The sequence below is a fragment of the Nonomuraea sp. NPDC049695 genome, assembly GCF_040674955.1.
Taxonomy (GTDB): Bacteria; Actinomycetota; Actinomycetes; order Streptosporangiales; family Streptosporangiaceae; genus Nonomuraea; species Nonomuraea helvata.
Genome location: NZ_JBFANV010000088.1, coordinates 24,622 through 43,113 on the forward strand (window position 1 = coordinate 24,622; position 18,492 = coordinate 43,113).

Here is an 18,492-nt window from a genome sequence, read left to right on the forward strand (position 1 = left end):
GCGCAGGCTCACGGAGTCGGAAGAGCAGGAGCCGCCGCGCATCGTGCGGCGCGGCACGATGAGCACGGTGATCCGCCGGTTCAACGAGATCGGGCAAACTGGGGCGGTGGCGGCGGGAGTGGAGATTTCGTCTCGGGAGGCCTAGGCGGCTCCCAGGGGGAACGTCCATGACGGCGGTACCCGCTTGATCCTCATGACGGCCAGGATCTGCTCGTTGCCGGAGAAGTCCAGGTAGGCGGCATAGAGGTTCGCGATCGCGGTAACCAGGGTCACGATGACATAGGTGACGAACATGGGATCCCTCAGGTCTCGTCGTGGCGGCTCTCAGGAAGCGGAAGACCGTCCGGTGCCGAACCAGGCGCGCAGGCCGTGGCCGACATGACCGAGTCCACTGGTCCAGCAGACATAACCGTCAGGCCGGATCAGCATCGCCGCCGCCGGGATGTTGTCATGGGGAACGGCTCGAAGGTGATCCACCCGGTCGTCCCACAGGCTCGCGTGCGCCGCGAACCGGCCGGAGCCGGTGAAGTCGAGCAACACTCCGCGTCCGCTGGAGAGCAGCGAATGCGCCCGGCGGCGCTGCCCGCCCACGGTCACGTCGAACTCGGGCACACGCATGCCCAGCAGGGGCTCCGCGGAGCCACCGGGCATGTCGTAGCGGATGTCCAGCCCGGTCATCATCCCCGCCATCCATCGCATGGCCCCGGGCACCCGCAGCAGCTCGGCGAGCAGTTCCCGCGCCGGAGACAGATCCGGGTTGCCGGTGCCCGCCCGGTCCATCAGCAGCCCCTGCGTCTGCGTGTTGGCCAGCACGCGGGCGCCGACCGGATGCCGTTCGCTGTGGTAGGTGTCGAGCAGCCCGTCCGGCGCCCACCCGTGCACCGCGGCTGCCAGCTTCCACCCGAGGTTGAAGGCGTCACCAAGGCCGGTGTTCACTCCCTGCCCGGCGAGAGGCAGGTGGATGTGCGCGGCGTCGCCGGCGAAGAACACCGTGCCCACGCGATAGGAGGTGATCTGCCGCGCGGCGTCGTCGATCCGGGCGGCCCGGCGGATGCCGACCAGCTCGACCTCGTCACCGTAGACCGCGCGCAGCGTGTCACGCAGCTCGTCCGCGCTCACCTCCGCGTCTCTGGGCGCCGCCGTCCCCGGCCCGCCGACGACCAGCCGGCGTACCCGCCCTTCCAGCGGGAACTGGATGGCCCAGTGCCCGGACCGGCCTCGCGCCAGCCCTTGCCGGGTGCCGGCGGGGCCGGCCAGAACGGCTTCGGCGGTCACCGAGGCCGAGGTGCCGCGCCGGCCGGGGAAGTCCAGATCGAGCAGCCGGCGTATCGTGCTGCGCCCGCCGTCGGCGGCCACCAGGTAGCGCCCGCGAAACCGCACCACGCCGCCGGGACCGTCGGCCGTCACCGTGACCCCTTCGGCTTCGGCCTCCAGACCGGTCACCTGATGCCCGCGCAGTACGGGGAGACCCCCGCCGGCCAGGCGGTTCTCGAGAAATTCCTCGATCTTGCCCTGCGGGACGTTGTAAGCGGGGTGGCGGGTCGGCCAGGCCCGGAAATCGACCGGAAGGCCGGCGAAGTGGCCGATCTCGGTCCTGGGGAAGTCGCCGGTCGCCAGCAGCGGCTCGAGCAGCCCGCGCTGGTCGAACAGCTCGGCCGTGCGCGAATGGATCACTCCCGCCCGTGACATCGGGTTACGGCCGGGCAACGAGTCCAGCACCAGGGGGCGTACCCCGGCCAGCGACAGCTCGGCCGCGGTCATCAGCCCGGCCGGGCCCGCGCCCGCCACGATCACGTCCACAATCGTCATTCAGGTTTTCTCCTCGTCTCGATGGCGCCCCCACCTTCCTGGAAGATCGCGGCAGATGCCGCTCAGTCCTGCCCAACGTCGTCAATTTCGACGTTCTGTACCGTCATGTGGATGAGATCCGACTCGTTCGACGGGCTCGACCGCCGCCTCGCCCACGCGCTGCAGATCAACCCCCGGGCGCCGTTCAGCCGGCTCGCGGCCGTTCTCGGCGTGTCGGACCAGACCGTCGCGCGCCGCTACACACGCCTGCGCTCCGGCGGGGCTCTGCGTGTCCGGGGACTCACCGACCCGTATCTGCACGCCAGCGCGCCGTGGTTCGTCCGCGTACGTTGTGCACCGGGCGCGGCGACGGCGGTGGCCGAAGCGCTGGCCCGGCGGAACGACACCGCCTGGGTCCGGCTGACATCCGGCGGCACCGAGATCGTGTGCATGGTGATCAGCCACACCGGGGCCGGCGAGTCCCTGTTGCTCGACCTTCTTCCCCGCACCCCGCGGGTCGAGGGCGTCACCGCGCACTACCTCCTGCGCACCTTCACCCGCGGCCTGCATCGCCTCATCGCCGACCACAGCGGCCTCACCGCCGAGCAAATCGGATCACTCCAGCGGGACGACACCACGCTTGCCGACCACAGCGGCCTCACCGCCGGCCAGATCCGATCACCCCAGCCGGACGACACCACGCTTGCCCCACCGTCCAAGGGCGCTTGACGACGGAGACCGGCTGCTCCTCGGTGCCCTGGCCGACGACGGCCGCACCGGGCTCGCCGAACTCGCCGCCATCACCCGCTGGTCGCGCGACACCGTACGCCGGCGCATGACCGAGCTGGGCCAAGGCGGCACCCTGTACTTCGACATCGACGTCGACCAGCGGTTGTTCCCCGCCATAGCCACGTGGGCCGTGCTGTGGCTGTCGGTCGAGCCCGCAGCACTCGACATCGTCGGCAACGCCCTGGCCGGGCACTCCGAGGTCGCTTACGCCGCGGCCACCACCGGCCCGACCAGCATCTATGCCAGCGTCGCCTGCCCCACCACGCCGGCCCTGTACGACTATCTCACCCGCCGGATCGCCCCGCTCCCCGGCATCCGGCACCTGGAGACCGGCCCTGTGCTCCGCAACATCAAGAGCAGCCGACAGTGAGCGGTCCTTCCGCTGTCCTCCGCACGCGCGTTCAGCCGGCGTGCCCGGCTAGACCGACGGCGTGCGGATGTGCTCCTGGCGGACGCCGACGCTGATTACCCGCAGGATCTGGCGTCGCATCGCGGGAATGTGCCGGATCGCCCGCAGCGCCGCCGGCATGGCGGGCGTCTCGTGGCGGAACGCCGGCTCGACGAGCCTGGAGTAGGCGGCCTGCTGGAACTTCTGTGTGACAACGGTGGGCAGCTCCCGGCGGTGCTGCACGGCCGCCAGTGGCTTCTCCGGCAGCTCCGTACCGTCGCGCTGAACCCGCAGCAGCGGCTCGGTCAGGAGGTTCGCGGCGGCCACGGCGTCGTCGAGCGCTAGCTTGACGCCCACTCCGCCCATGGGCGACATGGCGTGCGCGGCGTCACCGATGAGCAGCAGGCCGGGCAGGTGCCAGCGGACGGCGCGGTTGACGCGTACCTCCAGCATGGTCACGTCGTCCATGGAGGTGAGGTGCCGCATGCGGGCGGCCAGCTCGGGCACGACCGCGGCCGTCCCCGCGCGGATCTCCCCGATGCCGGCCCGCTCGACCGCCGCGAAGCCGCCCTTCGGGATCATGTACGCGATCTGCACGTACGTGCGCCGGTCGAAGCCGACGATCCACCGCCCTGGGCCGACCCGGAAGTACAGCTCGGTCGTGTCGGCGTTCTCCTTCGGCAGCCGGAACCACAGCGTGTCGAACGCGGACCCGGTCTCCTTGACCTCCAGCCCCGAGGCGGCGCGGATGCGGGAGTGGCGGCCGTCCGTCGCGACCGTGAGCGCGGCCCGTACCTCGTGCAGGTGGCCGTCCGGATCGCGGTAGCGCACGCCGGCGACGCGCCCGGCCTCCCGGATCGGCTCGGTCACCTCGGCGTTCATGACCAGCTTGAACGAGGGGTGGCGCCGGCCCTCCTCGGCCAGCATGGTGAGGAAGTCCCACTGGGGGGCGATGGCGATGTAGGGGTGCTTGAGGCCGAGCTCGGTCAGCGAGCCGAGCTTCACCTCGCCCATGGCGAACTCGTGCACCTTGCCGTGCGGGATCCGCTCGAACCGCTCGGTGAGGCCGAGCTGGTCGATCAGCTCCATGGTCGACGGGTGGATGGTGTCGCCACGGAAGTCCCGCAGGAAGTCGGCGTGCTTCTCCAGCACCACCACGTCGATACCGGCTCTGGCCAGCAGCAGCCCGAGCATGATGCCCGCGGGCCCGCCGCCCGCCGCGACGACCGTCGTCTCCATGTCAGCTCCTCCAATAACTCATCGCTTGAAGAGTTTTCTTGAAGGTATCTGGCACTTCGCCCTATTGGTAGTAATGTTGAGTTCCATGTTGGACGACATCGTCCGCGCCGCCGTGGACGTGGCGCGGCGGCGCGGCCAGGACGTCGCCGACGTGCCCCTCCCCGTGATCGCCGCCGCCGCGGGCCTGTCCCGCAGCACGCTGATCCGCCGGCTCGGCGGGAGCCGGAAGACCCTCGACGAGGCCGTACGCGCGGCCGGCGTGGACCCCGGAGGGCGCGTCCCCGTACGCGAGCGGGCGATCACGGCGGCGGCCGAGCTGATGGCGGCGCGCGGCCTGAGCGCCGTCACCCTGTCCGCGGTCGCCACGGCCGCCGGCTGCTCGCTGCCGACGCTGCACGCGATCTTCGACCGGCGCGACGGCCTCCTGCACGCGGTCTTCGACCGCCATCTCCCCATAGACGAGCTGGAAGCCTTGGCGGCCGACCCGCCTGCGGCGCTCGACGAGACCGTCGAGGCCATCCAGCGCACCCTCATCACCGCCCTCACCAGGCGACCACGCGTCTTCCCCGCCATGCTCGCCGACGCGTTCGGCCGCTCCGACGGGCCGACCGGCCGCTCCCTGCTGGCGCGGGCGCCACGGCTGGTGCAGGTCTTCCAGACGCTGCTCGGCCCGCACGTACGCGCCGGCCGCCTGCGCCCGCTGCCCCTTCCCCTGCTCATCCAGCTCCTGATCAGCCCGCTGGTCACCCACCTGCTCCTCCGGCCGATCCTCGAACCCGCGCCGGCCGCGGCCATGCCGGAGGTGGAGCAGGTACGCGCGGAGTTCAGCGCGGCCTTCCTGCGCGCCGCCGCCCTGGAATGAACACGGGGTGAAGGGGTTATGTGGTGGCGGGCTGGAGGAGTTCGAGCTCGATGGCCAGCACGCCGAGCGCTTCCTTCTCCGGGCCGTAGATGCGGCGGATGTCGGCCAGTTGTTGTTCGCGGGGGCTGTCGGGGTTGACGTTGGCCGGGCCTTCGGCGTCGAGCATCTCCTCGAACGAGGTGTACCGGCTCACTCGCTTGACCCGGACAAGGGCGTCGTCACGTCCGCACACGAACCGGATGTGGTCGCCCGCGGCAAGGTTGCGCAGATTCGGGTACTGGACGCGGACCTCGATGGACTTGCGGCCGGCGGCGACCAGGTCGAAGTAGCGGCGGTAGAGGTTCATCTCGCGGGCGCGCACGCCCGTTGAGCTCTGCGGGCCGGGAGTCATGATCCTGTCCAATTCGGCGGTGGTGTAACTGCGATAGAAGGATCGGCTGCCCGGCCCCAGTTCGCAGTTCGGGCGCCACGGCGCGTGCGGCGGCTTCCTCGCTGGCCCGGCGCAGTTGCCAGGCCACCAGATCCACCAGCTTGGGCTCGACGCGCTTGCGAAGGGGGCTTCGTAGCGGGCGGCGGACGCGACGGCCGCCCGTCGCGGTCAGCGTGGCGCCGGAGGTGGCCGGGTCGGCACCGAACAGCAGCCGGGCCGCTGCGGTCAGCTCGTTGTTCTGCAGCCGGTCCAGTTGGTCGCGCAGCAGCGCGTCCAGCGCCCGCGCTTGGCTGGCCTCATCATCGCCGTGAGCGCGGACACCTACCCAGGCCAGGCCGAGCAAGCCGGGACCGCATTGCTCAGCCCTGATCGGCAGCCCGGCCCGAAGCAGGGCCCGCAGCTCACCGGACAACGTGTCGTCGGTGGCGGCGGCCGTGGGGGGGTCATGTGTCGAGGCTCCCATACATGCCCATGAAATGCCCGCCCTGACCTACGTGTCAGGCCCGTCGCCGAGCCGGCGGGCCGTCAGTGGCGGTCGTCGACCGTGATGACCGCCGCCAGGCGGGGGCCGACCAGCACCAGGCGGGCGCCCTCCCCGGTGAACTTGAGCGGCCAGCCCGTGCCGAAGGCGAGCAGCCCGCCGCCGATGCGGTCGGCGATCGTGTCGAAGAGGTCGCGCAGCAGGAAGGCCACGAGATGCCCCGCCCCCGCTCCCGTGTCGCCTCCGAACACGGTTTCGGCCAGGTCGGCGGCGGTTCGTTCGGTGTCGGCGACGACGCGGGTCAGCGCTGCGGCGTCCATCGGCGCGAGGGCGTCGTCCGCGAACCGCCGCCACGGGCGCAGCGCGGCCTCGGCGTCGGTGCCCAGGTCGGAGCCGTGCGCCTCGACGTTCACCGTGAAGTCGACCGGCTTGTCGCGGCCCACCCGGAGGAACTCGCCGAGCAGCGTGGTGATCCATTCGATCCGGTTGTCGGGGGCGGCGGGCCGGGGGGTGCCCGGAGTGAGGGACAGCCGGCACGTCTCGCCGTCGAGATCGCGTACGAGCAGGTGCAGCTCGCCGTCGAGGGGACGGCCTCCCGGCTCGGCCGCCACGTGGAGCCGCAGCAGGTCCTCGCAGTCCCACTCGGCCAGCACGCCGGCCAGGAAGCCGATCAACGCCCGCAGGTGCGGGGGCAGCGGCCGGGAGTCCCGTTCGATGACCTCGCGCAGCAGCGCGATGACGTGCGCGGCGGCGGCGTCCGGCCGGCCGGACGCGGCGCGCTGGCCCGCGTGGAAGCCCCGGTCCTGGTCGAACGTCAGCGGCTCGACGGCGACGGGGAAACGCCTGCTCACCCGCGGGAACCTCGCGTGCCCCCACGCCCGCGCGGGATCCCATTCCGCGTGTGGCACGCTGCCCCGTACGACCTCGAACCGCCACGAACCGGCCGGCAGCCACTGCTCCAGGAGCCGCGCGGCCGCCGTGATGAGGTACTCCTCGACGGCCATGAGACTCCCGGCGGTGCTGGCGGCAACTTGCCGGATCACCGTACGGGGTGACGGCGCCCGCGCGAATCCGTCGCCTGACTCGTCACGACGTCCGGGCTTCGCCGACCGGTGGGATGACAGATGCGCCGCTCCCGGACGGCCGCCTACGCTCGGCCGGTTCCTTCCCTGTGAGCAGTGACGTGAGAGGTCTACCCATGTGCTACTTCCACGCTTTGCGGGACCACCCGCTGAGCCGTCGCGGATTCATGGCCACCGCCGCGGTCGTGCCCCTCGCGGCCCGCTTCGGCGGCGAGGGTCCCGCCGGTCCGTTCGTCATCGCGGGCGCGCGGATCTTCGACGGTGTCCGGCTGCTCGGGACCGGGAACGTCGTGGTGTCCGGCGGGCGGATCAGGTCGGTGACGTCCGGCGGTGCCGTTCCCCAAGGGCTGCCGGTGCACGACGGGCGCGGGCGGACGCTCGTACCGGGCCTGATCGACAGTCATTCGCACTATTCCGAGGCGAGCCGCCGGGACGCGCCGCGCTTCGGCGTGACCACCGAGCTGAACCTTTTCTCCACGCTGGCGGAGCTGGGCGACTTCGCGGACCGGCGGCGCTCGCATGCTCCGACGAGCCTGCCCGACCTGTGGACGGCGGGAACCTGGGCCACCGTTCCCGGCGGGTGGGGGACCGGCCAGGGCATCGAGTTCCCCGTGCTGGAGGACGGCATGGACCCGGCGGCCTTCGTGGACGCCCGCCTGGCCGAGGGCTCGGACTTCCTCAAGATCGCGCTGGAGGACGCCGGCATGCAGGGGGAGCCGATTCCGGCGCTCAGCGCCGCGCAGGTGCGCGGGCTCGCCGCCGCCGCCCGGCGCAGAGGGGTGCGCTCGGTCGTGCACGTCTCCAAGCAGCACTATGCCCGCATGGCCTTCGAGAACGGGGTCAGCGGCCTGGCGCACGTGCACTCCGACGTGCCCGCCGATGAGGCGTTCGTCCGGGACGCGAAGGGGAGCGGCGCCTTCGTCACCTCGACGCTGGCCCTGCTCGGCGTGGCCACCTACGCGGACGACCCGGCCAGGGCCGCCGTGGTCAACGATCCCCGGGTGGCCCTGTACCTGTCGCCGGACCAGCGCCGGCAGCTCGAGACGCCCTGGCCGGTGAGGATGCCGTGGAACGTGGAGACGGGCCTGGAGAACGTGGGCCGCCTGCGGCGGGCCGGGGTCCCGATCCTCGCCGGCACGGACGCCGGCGCGTTCGGAGTGGCGCACGGCGTCAGCATGCTGGTCGAGCTGGAGTCACTGGTACGGGCCGGCCTGCGGCCCCAGGAGGCGCTGGTCGCCGCCACGTCCGGCCCGGCGACGGCCTACGGACTGGCGGACCGCGGCCGCGTGCTCCCCGGGCTCCGCGCGGACCTGGTGCTGGTCAACGGCGACCCGACGCGCGACATCACCGCGATGCGCGACGTCGCCGCCGTGTGGAAGAACGGCTCCCTCATCGACCGCCGGTTCTGATCCGCGCGTCCGCGACGCCGCCTGCTCGCCGCGATCGTCCAGCTCGAACGGCTGATCGCCCGCGCCCGCCGGGAGCGGCTTCGACGAGGCGGTCGTGCGCGGGCTGCGCGCCACCGGGCTCATCCCCGGCGTGGGCACGCTGGTGTCGTCGCTGTACGAGACCCTCGCCGAGATAGTCCTGACCGACTGGATGGTGCCAGGCAGGCTGCGCGAGCCATGGTACTCGGTCGTCGTCGACTGGGACTTCCCCTGGGCGTTCCTGATCGCCGGCATCGGCCTCACCGTCCTGTCGAAGGTGGTCCGCGTCGGCGCACGGATGCGCGAGGAACTCGAAGGGACCGTCTGATGCCGGCCGAGCCGCACGTCGAGGTGCACCTGGACCGGCTGCTGGAGGAGCGCGGGATGACGCTCACCGAGCTGGCCGACAGGGTCGGCATCACCAACGTCAACCTGTCGATACTCAAGAACAACCGCGCCAAGGCGATCCGGTTCACGACGCTCGCCAAGCTGTGCGAGGTGCTCGAATGTCAGCCCGGCGACCTGCTGTCGTACGCACCCGTCCCATGGCGTGACACAGAAGAACCGGTCGGATGACAGATTCGCGGCCGGGCGGCGGCGTTTACGATCCGCGTACCCCCCAAGCAGCGCCCTCCACCCGCGGCACGAGGGTGGCGGCGAGATCGGAGTGACTTCAGATGCGAACGCTTGCCCGCTCCTTAGCCGCCATCACGGCCATCGCCATCATGCTGCTGCCCGGCGGCGCGGCACACGCCGACGAGCCGGTCGTCGAGACCGTCCGCATGTGGCAGTGGAACGTGTCCGGATGGACGATGAACGACGGCTCCGCGACCAACGGCATGGCGAAGGCCGCCGCCGCGTCGATCAAGGAGAGGAACGTCGACTTCGCGGCGTTCAACGAGCTCTGCTGGGATCAGTACAAGGCGATCCAGGCCACGCTGAGCACGCTCGGCTGGCCTCAGGGCGCGAGTTACTCCCGCTTCGCGGCCATCAGGAACGAGGTGGCCGGCACGGACGGCGCCTGCGGCGGCGAGCGGTTCGGCATCGCGATCTTCAGCCGCCGCGACCTCGACTCCGCCGTCCAGTACGACCTGCCGCAGGACAACAACGGCGGGGTGCACAAGCTGCTCTGCGTGTCGCTGACGGCCCGGAAGCATCTGCGGTTCTGCACCACCCACATCACCACGTCCAACGAGCTGATCGGTGGCGAGTACATCAACCAGCAGCAGCTCGCGGCGGTGCTGGGGTATCTCCAGGCCTTCCACGACGCCGGCGACACTGTGCTCATCGGCGGTGACTTCAACGCCCGGCCGCAGTACGGCCGGCTCGACAACTGGTACGCGCCCAGCCTCGACGTGCCGAACAACAGCGGCAACACCGGCCAGTACAGGGAGCTCGACGACCTCGAACCGACCTGCCCGGGCATCGGCGAGACCACGGTCGGCGAGGTCAACGGCAAGGGCGAGGCGATCGGCCTCGTCCCTCCCTGCAAGCAGCGGCCGAAGATCGACCTGCTCTTCGCCCGGGAGAGCGCGATCGCCGGGCCGTACACCGGCGACTCGCTGGAGATCAGCACCGCCTGCGGCGGGCCGTGTTCCGACCATCGCATCGTCGTCGGCACGGTCTCGGTCCGGGTCCAGCCCTGACCCACCTACAAAAGTCCCCACCTAAGGACTTATGCTGGAGGCTCCTCCCTTCAAGGATCAGGAGCTGCCCATGTACGCCGTAGTCCGCGTCTACACCACGAAGTCAGGCTCGGCCGAGGAGGTCTTCAAGCAGGTCGGCAGCGAGTTCGCCGACCGTATCCCCGAGCAGGTCGGCGCGCTGCTCTACACTGCCGTGGACACCGGCGACGGCTCGGCGCTGACCGTGACGTTCTTCGCCGACGAGCAGGCGGCCGGCCGCTCGGAGGCCGCGGTGGCGCAGGTGCGGCAGAGCCTGGCCGCACGGTTCGGCATCGAGGAGGCCGGCGTCCGCCGCGGCCCCGTCATGGTGAGCCGCGCGGACCCGGCCGTCGCCCGCCCGGTCAACATCTGACGCCCGCGATCGCTCCGCGTCTTTCGCGGAAACACCCCTGATGCTGGCCGTGTTCGACAAGGCGACCGGCGAGCGGATCGCCGAGGTCGGCACCGCCTCTCCCGCCGACGTCGCCCGCGCGACGGCCACGGCCGCCGAAGCGCAGCGCGCCTGGGCGGCGGCGCCCCCGGCGCAGCGGCGCGACATCTTCGTCCGCGCGACCGAGGTGCTGTCCGAGCACCACGACGAGCTGGCCGAATGGCTGATCCGGGAGAGCGGCGGCATCCGGCACAAGGTCGAGTTCGAGCTGTTCAAGAGCCGGGAGCTGCTGCTGCACGGCGCCTCACTCACCACCCGCCCGCTCGGCCAGATCCTGCCGTCGGAGCCCGGCGTGCTGAGCCAGGCCAGGAAGGTGCCCCGTGGCGTCATCGGCGTGATCACGCCGTGGAACTTCCCGCTCGTCCTGGCCCTGCGCACGCTCGCGCCGGCCCTGGCGACCGGCAACGCCGTGATGCTCAAGCCGAACCCGCACACCCCCGTCACTGGCGGCGTCCTGCTGGCGCGGCTGTTCGAGGAGGCCGGCCTGCCCGCCGGGGTGCTGCAGGTGCTGCCCGGCGGCGGCGACGCCGGCCAGGCGATCGTGACCGACCCGGGCACTGCGATGATCTCCTTCACCGGTTCCACCGCCACCGGGCGCAAGGTCGCCGAGGCCGCGGCGCCGCTGCTGAAGAAGGTCGTGCTCGAACTCGGCGGCAACAACCCCTACATCGTGCTGCCCGACGCCGACGTTGACGCCGCCGCCTCCGCGGGCTCCTTCGCCACGTGCATGCACCAGGGCCAGGTCTGCATGACCGCCGGCAAGTACATCGTGCACCGTTCGATCGCCGACGCGTACGCCACCAAGCTCGCCGTCCGCGCCCAGACGCTGCGCGTGGGCAACCCGGCGGTGGAGGAGGTCCACCTCAGGCCGATCGTCAACCAGGCGCAGATCGACCGCGCCCAGCGGATCGTGGACGAGAGCGTGGCTGCCGGCGCCGTCGTCCTGGCCGGCGGCGGCCACGACGGGCCGTTCTTCAGGCCGACCGTGCTGTCCGGGGTGACGCCGGACATGCCCGCGTTCTCCGAGGAGATCTTCGCGCCGGTCGCGCCGATCATCGCGTACGACACCGAGGACGAGGCCGTCGCGCTGGCGAACATGGGCGAGTACGGCCTGACCGCCTCCATCCGCAGCGGCTCCGAGTCGCGGGCTTCCGCGATCGCCGACCGGCTGCGGGCCGGCGTCATCCACGTCAACGACCAGACCGTCGTGTACGAGACCTGGGCCCCGTACGGCGGCATGGGCTCCTCCGGCAACGGCGACGCCTTCGGCGGCCCCGCCGACCCGGAGGGCTTCACCGAATGGCAGTGGATCACCCGCCGTCCGTCAGGCCCGGCACGCCCCACGCCCGCTGGAGGTGCCCCTGCACCATGCCCACACGGCCCACCTCGCGCTGGACCATGGCTGGCCCGTTCTCACGGCAGACGCGGCGGGCTGGGCGGGATACGGACATCTGGAGTACTTCCAGGTGTAGGGCAGCCCGGGACGCATGATCGCGGCGCGGAGCTGTTCGTCGTGGGTTCTTGGCCCCCGCCGGAAAGCCTGCTTGCCTTCGAGCGCGCTCGAATGTCTATCTTCGCCGTCATGACTACGACAAACGAGACCAAGACCTGGATCATCACCGGTGCGAGCTCCGGGCTCGGCCTGGCGTTGGCCGAGGCGGCGCTGGCCGCGGGCGAGCAGGTGGTCGGCACGGCGCGGCGGGCCGGCCGGTTCGACGCGCTCACTGCCCGGTACGGTGGCCGGCTGCTGCCGGTCGAGCACGACGTGCGCGACACGGACGGGGCCGCGGCGGTCGTACGGCGCGCGCTCGACGCATTCGGGCACGTCGACGTCCTGGTCAACAATGCCGGAGCCGGGCAGGTGGGCGCCGCAGAAGAGGTCACGGACGCGCAGTTGCGCGACATGCTCGAGCAGCACCTCTTCGGCCCGGCCGCCTACGTGCGCGCGGTGCTGCCGCACATGCGTGCGCGTCACTCCGGTGCGATCGTGCAGATGAGCAGTCAGGGCGGGCGGATGTCCTTCCCCGCAGTCGGCAGCTACTCGGCCGGCAAGTTCGCCCTCGAAGGGTGGTCGGAGGCGCTGGCGGGCGAGGTCGCGCCGTTCGGCATCCGCGTCCTCATCGCCGAGCCCAGCCGCTTCCGCACCGCCTTCAACGCCGCCGACGTCCTCAGCACCGTGGACCGGCACCCCACCTACGACCAGGTGCTCGGCGCCGTCCGCGCGAACATGGCCGAGGCCGACGGCATCCAGGAGGGCGACCCGGCACGCGCCGCCTCGGCCATCCGCGACATGCTCGACACGCCCGGCGCGCCGCTCAGGCTTCCGCTCGGCGCCGAGGCCGTGCGCAATCTCACCCGCAGCTACAGCAACGCGCTCAGCGACGTCGAGGAGTGGGCGCACGTAAGCCGGACGGCCGACTTTCCCGGCATGCCGCCGGCGCTACGCGCGTTCTGAGCTCCGTACCCTGTCGAACATGGCCACCGAAGACCTGATCGAGCGCATCCTCGCCGCCGGCGACGAACCGTCCGCGTCGGTCATCGATGCGCTGCACGAACTCCTCGACGACACCTCGATCGAGACCTCGGCGACGCCCAAGAGTGTCGCCGAGGCCGCCCGCCTGATCGGCCTGTCCCCCCACACCCTCCGCTACTACGAGCAGGAGGGACTCGTACGGCCGGCACGCAACGCCTCCGGCTACCGCGAGTACTCGGCGTTCGACCTGCGCCGCCTTATCTTCCTCACCCGGATGCGGCTGTCGGGAATGACCATGCAGGATCTCAAACGCTACATCGCCCTCGTCGAGGACGGCCCGGACACCATCCCGGAACGCCGGCGCATCATGCTCGACCAGCGCGACCGCATCGTGCGGCAGATCCGCGAACTCACTCTCGCCCTGGAGACGACCGAATACAAGATCCGCGTCTACGACGGGCACCCGGAAGGCTGACCGGCGGGCGGGATGACCGCGTGGGGTGTCAGTAGGCGTTGAGATGCTGGGTGAGGAACAGGGCCGCTCGGTCGAGCGCCTGGCCGGCCTCGTCGAGCGTCCCGGCGAAAGCCTGGAACACGTGCGGCACCCCGGCGGTGACGTCGAGGATCACGTCGACGTCGGCCTCGCGGGCGCGCTCGGCCAGCCGCACGGAGTCGTCGAGGAGCAGTTCGTTCGTGCCGGCCTGGAGCAGGATCGGCGGGAAGCCGGTCAGGTCCGCGTGGACGGCGGGGGCGAGCAGCGGCTGGTTCGGGTCCTGACCGGCGAGATACATCTCGCCGGTGCGGCCCATGCCCTCCCTGGTGAAGAACGGGTCGATGCCTTCCTTGGTGCTCATCGTCGCGCCGGAGCGCGTGTGATCGAGCCCCGGCGAGAACGCCGCGATCGCCGCGGGCATCGGCAGCCCCGCGTCCCGGGCGGCCAGACACGTCGTCACGGTGAGCCCGCCACCGGCGGAGTCGCCCGCGAACAGGATGGACGCCGGGTCGATGCCACTCTCCAGCAGGCTGCGGAAGGCGGCGACGCAGTCCTCGATCGCGGCGGGAAACGGGTGCTCGGGAGCGAGCCGGTAGTCCAGCGAGATCGCCCGGACGCCGGTACGCTCCACCAGGCTCGCGGTCAGGACCATCGCGGTCTGCGGCGACCCGAGCGAGAACGAGCCGCCGTGGAAGTACAGGATGGTTCCCGGCCTGGCATCACCCTCCGGTTCGACGAGGAGCGCGGGGCGGCCGGCCAGCCCGGCCGGTGTCCGCCGCACGCCATCCGGGATCGGGAACGCCGCCATGAACGCGGCGAAGCCCTCCCGCATCCGTTCGACCGGCACTGGTCCGGACGGTTGCGGCGCTTGGCGCAACATCGTGTCCAGCGCGTGTCGTTGATCCCTGCTCATGTGGCCGCCTCATCGTTCGAGTGACAACTGCATGCCGTGGCATGTTTCGTCTAAACTATATGCCGTGGCAACTACTTACCCTGACGAGGGGCTGGCCCGTTTCTTCGACGACCTGGTCCGCTGCGAGACCCGGCTCTACAACGCCGTGGGGGAGAAACTCCGCGCGGAGCACGGGATCGTCACCTCCCAGTTCGAACTCCTGCGCTACCTTCGCGACCACCCGCGATCACGCGTCGCCGACATCGCCACGCACTTCGCCGCCGGGATCGGCGCGATCAGCAAGGGCGTCGATCGGCTCGAAGCGCGCGGATGGGTCACCCGGCTCCCGAACCCCGCCGACAGGCGCTCCTCGCTGATCAGCCTCACGTCCGACGGAGCCGCGCTGGTCGCCGAGGCCGAACGAACCTTCCACGAACACCTCGGCGGGCTGCTCGGCCCCACCGTCAGCGCCGACCAGATCGACGCCGCGAGGGCGGCGCTCACCGCGCTTCGCCGCGCACTCGAGTCCGCGCGCGTCGGTGTCCCCGTCGGTTAGGTGCGGAACGGGCCGAGCTGCGCAACACGTCGGCCACCTTGAGGGAGGCGATCCCGAGAAACGCCACAATTGGACCAAGCGCTTGGCCGGGGCTATCGTGGTCCCACCAACAGCCCGAAGCCAGGGCGTGAGGCCGGCATGGTCGAGCAGCAGCGCAACAGGACGACGGCAAGAGCCCGGTTCAGCGCCGCGCTGCGCCCGTTCTTCCAGTGGCTCGCGGGCACCAGGGGTTTCGCCCTGGTCGCGCCCAAGATCGTGCCGCCGCTCGACCGTCTCGTCAACCGGCTGAGCGGCGGCCGGGTGCTCATGGGCGATCAGATGATCCCGCACCTGCTGCTCACCACCACCGGCAGCAGGACCGGGCAGCCCCGACAGAGCCCGCTGGCCTGCATGCCGCAGGACGACGGCTCGTTCCTGGTGGTCGGCAGCAACTTCGGCAGGGACCGGCACCCCGCATGGAGCGGCAACCTGCTCAAGACCCCGCAGGCCACCGTGAACTTCCGCGGCCGCGTGACACCGGTGACGGCGACCCTGCTGGCCGGAGACGACCGCGAACGGGCCTGGCAGGCGCTCCTCGGCTTCTGGCCGCTGTATCAGGGCTAAACCGAGCGCTCCGGCCGCGAACTGCGAGTCTTCCGCCTCTCCCCGCGCCCCACCTGACCTGCGGGACCTTCGCGGTGCCGGCCCATGGCCACCTGCCCGGTCCTCACCCTCGGCCGCTCCCGCTGGGAGCGGGCCGCCGCCGCTCTGGACGACCCCCCGTACTTCATCGAGATCGCCGGCCCCGGCGAATGATCGGCCGGCCTGGGCGTGCGCCGAGCCCGAACGTGGCCGCATCAGGCCACCGCCGGCTTCCTGACGGCGGGCCCGGCTCGTGAGATAAGGGAAATGTCCTGGAACAGCAGGCCGGCCGCGTTCCCGGGCACCATCGCACGAGGCACCGCCCGAAAGGAGCCCGCTGCCATGGCCCGCTTCCGCTCGCTCGCCGTCCTGCTCGCCACCGCCCTGGGCGCCGCCGTCCTGACGACCGCGCCCGCGGCCTCCGCTGGGGTGCTGGACGTCACCTGTACGCCGCCCAGCAGCAACATCGCCACCTACACCCCGGCGCTGACCCTCACGCCGCAGACCGTGACGGTGGTCAACACCGCCCAGTACGGACCCTGCACCTCGGCGTCCCAGCTCACCCTGACGTCCGGGACCCGTACCAGCGTCAACGTCTCCTCGCGCAGCTGCCTGGATCTCCTCGCCGCCACCCCCCTCGCCTACACCATCACCTGGAACACCGGACAGACCTCCACGATCTCCGGCAACTCCACCACCACCATCGCGGGTGCCGTGGTCACCTTCACCCTGACCGGGACCGTCACCTCCGGGCTGTTCGCCGGCAGCACCGTCGTCCAGGCCAACGTCGCGCCGTCCGCGAACCTCCTGCTGTGCACGGCGGGGCTGGGCACCGTCTCGAGCTTCTACTCCCTGGTCACCCTGGAGATCACCTCGGCCTGACCGCATCCCCGCATTGATCGCCTGCGACGGGCCGGGCGGGGCATGACGCGGGGAGCGGGGGAGGGACATCGGTCCAGCCCGGCTTGTCGTGGACGAGCTCCTGGTAGACGGTGCCCGCGGGCAGCCCGGCGAGCCCGGTGGTGCCCGGCGGGCCGTAGGTCCACGCCTTGGCGACGACGTTCTGCACCGAGAGCAGGTCACCGTCGGCCTCGTCCACGACGAGCCGCTGCTCGACCTGCCCGTCGGCCAGCGGGCGCGTCCAACCGACGGCGAGCCCCCAACGGCCCTCCCCATCGCGGACCCGGCCCAGGGCGCGGGTGCCCGGCAGGTCCGCGACCATCCGGTAGAGGGCGGCGCGGGTGGCCGGTCGGACGGGCCCGTACTGCAGCAGGTCGAGGGACAGCCCCAGGAGCCAGGAGTCCTTCCCCGGCAGGGAGGCTCCCGCGGGCGGTGCCGGCCACTCCGCCATGCCCCTGCTATACGCGGGCAGGAACGACAGCAGCCGCTCCTTCAGCGCCCCCGGCTCCTGAGGCAGCTCGAGCAACTCGTCCACCTCGAGCGTGAGCCCCTCCTCATGGAACGGCCAGCCGGCCGGCATGAACAGGTACCGGGTGCGTCCGAGCGGCGCCGTGTCGTTGCCGCAGTCGGTGTCGTCGCCGCAGAGGCCGGGCGCGCCGGCCCGCCGCCAGGTCTCCTCGTCCGCCGGCGAGGCCGGCACGCTCGGCAGGCCGCGCTGCGCCAGCACCAGGGACCGCGCCGGGTCACGAGGCACCCACCGGCTCGTCCCGACCCGGGTCTTGATCCGGTACGGGTGCCGCGCCGGGCCGATGACCTTCTCGCCCAGGACGGAGCCGGCCGCGTGCCAGTAGCGGCCGGAGGCGTCCGGTTGCGCCGCCGCCCGCTCGGCCACCTCGTCCAGCGGGCCCGCAACGGAACCGCCGAGCAGGCGCCCCGTGGACACCTCGCCGCCGATCAGCCGGGGCAGCGCCACCCCGCCGATGACCACCGCCGTGGCCAGCGACGCGGCCACCACCCCGATCCACCGGCTTCGCCTTTCCCCGGACGGGCGCGCCGCGATCGGGGGACTCGCGGGCCCGCCCAGGTCGGCGGGGCGGGCGGCGGCCAGGACGTCCAGCACGTTCCTTCGCCTCACCGCTCCTCCCCGGGGACGAGAGCCCGCTGCCGGGGAGCCGTCATCGCGTCGTCCATGGCGGCCTCAAGCCGCCGCCGGGCCCGGTGCAGCCGGACGAAGAACGCCGACCGCGTACTGCCCACCACCTCGGCCGCCTGCGCCGAGGTCAGCCCATGCCATGCGACCAACGTCAGAACCTCCTTGTCCGCGTCGCTCAACGTGGCCAGCCCGCGCAGCACGGCGGCCCGCTCGGTCACCTCGTCGGCCACGTCCGGATCGGCCTGCCCGGCCCACACCCGCAGCGTCTCGTCCAGCGCGGCCCGGCGAAGCTCGTCCCGGTAGAGCCCGCGCGTCACGTTGCGCGCGACGCCGAGCAGCCACGGCAGCCCGGCCCCGGCCGGCATCTCCCCCCGGCGCCGCCAGGCGACCATGAACGTCTCGCTCACCACCTCCTCGGCGAGCTGCAGGCCACACCTGCTCACCGCGTACGCGTGCACCCGGGCACGGTACGCGGTGAACATCGCGCCGAACTCCTCGTCATTCAGCACACGGCCTCTCCTTCGACGACTCCTTCACCAGGTAATGGCCGCGAGAGGCACGGTCTTACATCGCCTGCGGCTGATCCCGCGCCTTCACGGGCCGGTGCGGACGTCGCGTACGGAGATCAGCCGGGCGATGAGCGCGCAGGTGAGCAGCACCGCCCCGCCGCCGGTGACGACGATCGGCAGCAGGCCGGGGAACCCGAACCGCTGCAGCGCCGCCTGGTGGACCTGCCCGGGCACCAGGCCGGGGAGCGCAACCGCCTGCGTGAGGTTGACCAGCAGGGCCGCCCAGTACGACCA

22 protein-coding genes are annotated in these 18,492 nt (G+C 71.7%); 13 read left to right on the forward strand and 9 right to left on the reverse strand.

The annotated features are described in order from the left end of the window. Nucleotides 1-141: 141 nt before the first annotated feature. Both AB0J64_RS45600 and AB0J64_RS45605 read right to left on the reverse strand, forming a co-directional pair. The gene (locus AB0J64_RS45600) at nucleotides 142-294 is read right to left on the reverse strand and encodes a hypothetical protein (protein ID WP_364042156.1); all 153 of its coding nucleotides are present in this window, start codon (nucleotides 292-294) and stop codon (nucleotides 142-144) included. A 30-nt stretch (nucleotides 295-324) separates the two neighbouring features. Next, nucleotides 325-1,809 (reverse strand): FAD-dependent monooxygenase, encoded by a 1,485-nt coding sequence (locus AB0J64_RS45605; protein ID WP_364042158.1) that lies wholly within the window; start codon nucleotides 1,807-1,809, stop codon nucleotides 325-327. A gap of 111 nt (nucleotides 1,810-1,920) precedes the next feature. Between AB0J64_RS45605 and AB0J64_RS45610 the strand changes: the two genes are divergently transcribed. After that, nucleotides 1,921-2,517, forward strand: a complete 597-nt coding sequence (locus AB0J64_RS45610) for an AsnC family transcriptional regulator (protein WP_364042160.1) — start codon at nucleotides 1,921-1,923, stop codon at nucleotides 2,515-2,517. After that, the gene (locus tag AB0J64_RS45615; RefSeq protein WP_364042162.1) at nucleotides 2,492-2,947 is read left to right on the forward strand and encodes an Lrp/AsnC family transcriptional regulator; all 456 of its coding nucleotides are present in this window, start codon (nucleotides 2,492-2,494) and stop codon (nucleotides 2,945-2,947) included. The genes AB0J64_RS45610 and AB0J64_RS45615 overlap by 26 nt, the downstream gene beginning before the upstream one ends. 48 nt (nucleotides 2,948-2,995) lie before the next feature. Here AB0J64_RS45615 and AB0J64_RS45620 read toward each other — a convergent pair whose 3' ends face one another. After that, a complete protein-coding gene (locus AB0J64_RS45620; protein WP_364042164.1) occupies nucleotides 2,996-4,204 on the reverse strand; it encodes an FAD-dependent oxidoreductase in 1,209 nt (402 codons plus the stop codon). An 85-nt stretch (nucleotides 4,205-4,289) separates the two neighbouring features. Between AB0J64_RS45620 and AB0J64_RS45625 the strand changes: the two genes are divergently transcribed. Next, nucleotides 4,290-5,066, forward strand: coding sequence for a helix-turn-helix domain-containing protein (locus AB0J64_RS45625; RefSeq protein WP_364042166.1), 777 nt, complete (start codon nucleotides 4,290-4,292; stop codon nucleotides 5,064-5,066). A gap of 16 nt (nucleotides 5,067-5,082) precedes the next feature. On the opposite strand, the gene AB0J64_RS45630 is transcribed toward AB0J64_RS45625, so the two are convergent. Together AB0J64_RS45630 and AB0J64_RS45635 are read right to left on the reverse strand one after the other, a co-directional pair. Then, the gene (locus tag AB0J64_RS45630; RefSeq protein WP_364042168.1) at nucleotides 5,083-5,457 is read right to left on the reverse strand and encodes an ASCH domain-containing protein; all 375 of its coding nucleotides are present in this window, start codon (nucleotides 5,455-5,457) and stop codon (nucleotides 5,083-5,085) included. Between the two features lie 564 nt (nucleotides 5,458-6,021). Beyond that, complete coding sequence (locus AB0J64_RS45635) at nucleotides 6,022-6,981, reverse strand: hypothetical protein (protein ID WP_364042170.1); 960 nt, start codon at nucleotides 6,979-6,981, stop codon at nucleotides 6,022-6,024. 179 nt (nucleotides 6,982-7,160) lie between these two features. On the opposite strand from AB0J64_RS45635, the gene AB0J64_RS45640 reads away from it, so the two are divergent. From AB0J64_RS45640 to AB0J64_RS45670, 7 genes are all read left to right on the forward strand, one after another. Next, on the forward strand, nucleotides 7,161-8,468 hold the full coding sequence (locus AB0J64_RS45640) for an amidohydrolase family protein (protein WP_364042172.1): 1,308 nt from the start codon (nucleotides 7,161-7,163) through the stop codon (nucleotides 8,466-8,468). Nucleotides 8,469-8,562: 94 nt separating this feature from the next. After that, nucleotides 8,563-8,814 carry a hypothetical protein gene (locus AB0J64_RS45645; protein ID WP_364042174.1) on the forward strand — a complete coding sequence of 84 codons (252 nt, stop codon included), beginning with the start codon at nucleotides 8,563-8,565 and terminating at the stop codon, nucleotides 8,812-8,814. Next, a complete protein-coding gene (locus AB0J64_RS45650) occupies nucleotides 8,814-9,062 on the forward strand; it encodes a helix-turn-helix transcriptional regulator (protein WP_364042176.1) in 249 nt (82 codons plus the stop codon). The genes AB0J64_RS45645 and AB0J64_RS45650 overlap by 1 nt, the downstream gene beginning before the upstream one ends. Nucleotides 9,063-9,163: 101 nt before the next feature. Next, complete coding sequence (locus AB0J64_RS45655) at nucleotides 9,164-10,132, forward strand: endonuclease/exonuclease/phosphatase family protein (RefSeq protein WP_364042178.1); 969 nt, start codon at nucleotides 9,164-9,166, stop codon at nucleotides 10,130-10,132. A gap of 70 nt (nucleotides 10,133-10,202) precedes the next feature. Beyond that, nucleotides 10,203-10,523, forward strand: coding sequence for a hypothetical protein (locus tag AB0J64_RS45660; RefSeq protein WP_364042180.1), 321 nt, complete (start codon nucleotides 10,203-10,205; stop codon nucleotides 10,521-10,523). 40 nt (nucleotides 10,524-10,563) lie between these two features. After that, nucleotides 10,564-13,056: an aldehyde dehydrogenase family protein gene (locus AB0J64_RS45665; protein WP_364042182.1), complete on the forward strand. Its 2,493-nt coding sequence runs from the start codon at nucleotides 10,564-10,566 to the stop codon at nucleotides 13,054-13,056. Nucleotides 13,057-13,075: 19 nt separating this feature from the next. Then, nucleotides 13,076-13,549, forward strand: a complete 474-nt coding sequence (locus AB0J64_RS45670; RefSeq protein WP_364042184.1) for a MerR family transcriptional regulator — start codon at nucleotides 13,076-13,078, stop codon at nucleotides 13,547-13,549. 28 nt (nucleotides 13,550-13,577) lie between these two features. Here the strand turns inward: AB0J64_RS45670 and AB0J64_RS45675 are convergent, their stop codons facing one another. Further along, nucleotides 13,578-14,414 (reverse strand): alpha/beta hydrolase, encoded by an 837-nt coding sequence (locus tag AB0J64_RS45675; RefSeq protein WP_364042186.1) that lies wholly within the window; start codon nucleotides 14,412-14,414, stop codon nucleotides 13,578-13,580. Nucleotides 14,415-14,544: 130 nt separating this feature from the next. Here AB0J64_RS45675 and AB0J64_RS45680 point away from each other — a divergent pair, with 130 nt between their 5' ends. The 3 genes from AB0J64_RS45680 to AB0J64_RS45690 all read left to right on the forward strand — a co-directional run bounded on the left by AB0J64_RS45680 (nucleotide 14,545) and on the right by AB0J64_RS45690 (nucleotide 16,518). Beyond that, entirely contained in the window at nucleotides 14,545-15,015 is a 471-nt protein-coding gene (locus AB0J64_RS45680; protein WP_364042188.1) for a MarR family transcriptional regulator, read from the forward strand. 138 nt (nucleotides 15,016-15,153) lie between these two features. Continuing rightward, nucleotides 15,154-15,618, forward strand: coding sequence for a nitroreductase family deazaflavin-dependent oxidoreductase (locus tag AB0J64_RS45685; RefSeq protein WP_364042190.1), 465 nt, complete (start codon nucleotides 15,154-15,156; stop codon nucleotides 15,616-15,618). Nucleotides 15,619-15,978: 360 nt separating this feature from the next. Further along, a complete protein-coding gene (locus AB0J64_RS45690; protein WP_364042192.1) occupies nucleotides 15,979-16,518 on the forward strand; it encodes a hypothetical protein in 540 nt (179 codons plus the stop codon). Here AB0J64_RS45690 and AB0J64_RS45695 read toward each other — a convergent pair. The 3 genes from AB0J64_RS45695 to AB0J64_RS45705 form a co-directional block, all read right to left on the reverse strand. After that, a complete protein-coding gene (locus AB0J64_RS45695; protein ID WP_364042194.1) occupies nucleotides 16,505-17,671 on the reverse strand; it encodes a hypothetical protein in 1,167 nt (388 codons plus the stop codon). The genes AB0J64_RS45690 and AB0J64_RS45695 overlap by 14 nt on opposite strands. Then, nucleotides 17,668-18,198: an RNA polymerase sigma factor gene (locus AB0J64_RS45700; RefSeq protein WP_364042196.1), complete on the reverse strand. Its 531-nt coding sequence runs from the start codon at nucleotides 18,196-18,198 to the stop codon at nucleotides 17,668-17,670. Before AB0J64_RS45700 ends, AB0J64_RS45695 begins: the two co-directional genes overlap by 4 nt. Nucleotides 18,199-18,282: 84 nt before the next feature. Then, the coding region (locus AB0J64_RS45705; protein WP_364042198.1) for a hypothetical protein at nucleotides 18,283-18,492 on the reverse strand (210 nt) is incomplete at its 5' end.